The 2,320-nt window shown below is 70.8% G+C and carries 3 protein-coding genes; all 3 read left to right on the forward strand.

The window, feature by feature from the left end; translation table 11 throughout:
• On the forward strand, positions 1-752 hold a 752-nt coding region (locus tag ACYVE9_RS23420; protein ID WP_461029879.1), incomplete at its 5' end, for an AIM24 family protein.
• A gap of 8 nt (positions 753-760) precedes the next feature.
• The gene (locus tag ACYVE9_RS23425) at positions 761-1,444 is read left to right on the forward strand and encodes an AIM24 family protein (RefSeq protein ID WP_461029880.1); all 684 of its coding nucleotides are present in this window, start codon (positions 761-763) and stop codon (positions 1,442-1,444) included.
• 14 nt (positions 1,445-1,458) lie between these two features.
• Positions 1,459-2,217, forward strand: coding sequence for an AIM24 family protein (locus ACYVE9_RS23430; RefSeq protein WP_461029881.1), 759 nt, complete (start codon positions 1,459-1,461; stop codon positions 2,215-2,217).
• The last annotated feature ends 103 nt before the right edge of the window (positions 2,218-2,320 follow it).

Here is a 2,320-nt window from a genome sequence, read left to right on the forward strand (position 1 = left end):
AGCCGCCCGGCATGCACCCGCCCGGTATGCAGCCGCCGATGCCCGGGCAGGGCGGCGGGCCGGTCGGCCACGGTGTGCCGCAGGGCGGCGGGGCGGGCCTGCGCGTGACGCTGGAGAAGTACCGGGAGGCCCCCACCGGCCAGCGTTGGACGTTGCAGAACCCCCAGCTCGCCCGGGTCGACCTCGGTGTCGACCCGCAGCCGGTGCTCGCCCGCCAGGGCAGCATGGTGCTGTACCAGGGCAAGGTCGACTTCGGGTACAAGAGCGCCGGGTTCCGCAACCGGGTGGTGGGCAACGCCACCGGCCAGGAGATGCAGCTCATGCGGTGCACCGGCAACGGGCAGGTGTTCCTCGCCGAGGACGCCGACTACCTGCACCCGATCGAGCTCCAGGGTGACGCCCTGTGCGTCTCCGCTGAGCGTGTGCTGGCGTTCGACGAGTCGCTCCAGCACGAGGTGCGCCGCATCGAAGGCCACGGCATTCCCGGCGGGGCGCTGTTCACCATGCAGTTCCAGGGCACCGGGACGGTCATCGTGCGGACGCACGGCACGCCTGTCGTGCTGCCCGTCACGCCGACCACCTTCATCGACGCCGACGCGGTCGTCGCCTGGTCGGCCGCCGCCCAGGCCATCGTCTCCAGCCAGGTACGGCTGCGCAGGCAGGCCTATCCGGGGCACAGCGGGGAGAGCGTGAACCTCCAGTTCCGCGGTGCTCCCGGCAACTTCGTCGTCGTCCAGCCCTACGAGATCTGAGGCGCCGCATGAGCCAGCAGCCGATTTCGGGCTTCGCCCCGACCCCGCCCGCCGCGCGCATGGAGAACCACGGCAGCAACATGCTGAAGGTGGCCATGGCGAGCGGCCACGACCTCTTCGCCCGGACCGGGTCGATGGTCGCCTACGAGGGCTTCGTGCAGTACGAGCCCAACCCGCCCGCGGTGCGCCAGATGGCGTCCCAGTGGATCACCGGTGAGGGCGCTCCGCTGATGCGCTGCCACGGCGACGGGCTGCTCTACCTCGCCGACTACGGTGCCGACGTGGTGGTGCTGCACCTCGCCGAGGACAGCCTGTCCGTCAACGGCACCAACGTGCTCGCGTTCGACGCGCACCTGCGGTGGGGGGTGCAACGGGTCAAGGGCATGGCGAAGTTCGCCGGCCAGGGACTCTTCAACGTGGAGCTGTCGGGCACCGGATGGGTCGCCCTTACGTCCCGCGGCACGCCGATCGTGGTGGACTGCGGACGTGGCGCAGACGAGACGTACGTGGACCCGGACGCCCTGGTCGCCTGGTCGACCGGGCTGCGGATGAAGGGCAAGCGCAGCTTCAAGGCGTCGTCGATGATCGGCCGCGGCAGCGGTGAGGCCTACCAACTCGGCTTCTCCGGTCAGGGATTCGTCGTCGTCCAGCCCAGCGAGGACAGCACCGACCGCCTCCGGGCGCGCGGCTGAGGGGGAGCGAACACATGCAGAGCCCGCTTTTTGCGTACACCGAGGTCCAGAGCCAGGACCGGTACACGCTGCAGAACGACAAGATGCTGCGCGTCGCCCTCACCGGTCACGAGGACGTGCTCGCCCGCAAGGGCAGCATGGTCGCCTACCAGGGCCTCCTGGAGTTCGACGGTGAGTACCGCAGCCGGGGGCAGCGCCGCGCCCGGCGGGCCACCGGCGAGGGACTGGAGCTGATGCGCTGCTCCGGCCAGGGCACCGTCTACCTGGCCAACCTGGCCCAGACCGTGCACATCGTCGACGTGGACCAGCAGGGACTCACCGTCGACGGCGCCTACGTGCTGGCGCTCGACTCGCACCTGCACTACGACGTGGTGAGCGTCGACAGCCAGTACGGCATCTCCGGGTCGGGCAAGTACAACCTGGTCATCTCGGGTCAGGGCAAGGTCGCCCTGATGACGTCGGGCCAGCCGCTGATGATGCGGGTCACTCCGGAGGCGTACGCCAACGCCGACTCCGACGCGGTGGTCGCCTGGTCGAGCTCACTGCGGGTCCAGATGCAGGCCCAGACGAGTTCGTCCGGGGTGTGGCGCCGACGCGGTCAGACGGGGGAGGGCTGGGAGCTGAGCTTCATGGGCGAGGGCTTCGCCCTGGTTCAGCCCAGCGAGCTGCTGCCGCCGCAGGGCGCCGTGATCGGACAGGGGGCCCGCGCCCAGTTCGGCATGGGAGGCCAGGGCGCACGCGGCGCGAACCAGGGCAACATCTTCACCAACTGAGCCCGGGGCCCGGGGACCAGCCCGAGCCGAGCCAGCCCGAGCCGGACGAACCGGTCCCAGCCGGACGGTCCGAGCCGGGCGGGGTGCGCGACCCTCGCGCACC

Source organism: Streptomyces sparsus (genome assembly GCF_054776295.1).

Coding starts and splice junctions, on each gene's coding strand:
- ACYVE9_RS23425 (WP_461029880.1), top strand. CDS start 761: ATGAGCCAGCAGCCGATTTCGGGCTTCGCCCCGACCCCGCCCGCCGCG.
- ACYVE9_RS23430 (WP_461029881.1), top strand. CDS start 1,459: ATGCAGAGCCCGCTTTTTGCGTACACCGAGGTCCAGAGCCAGGACCGG.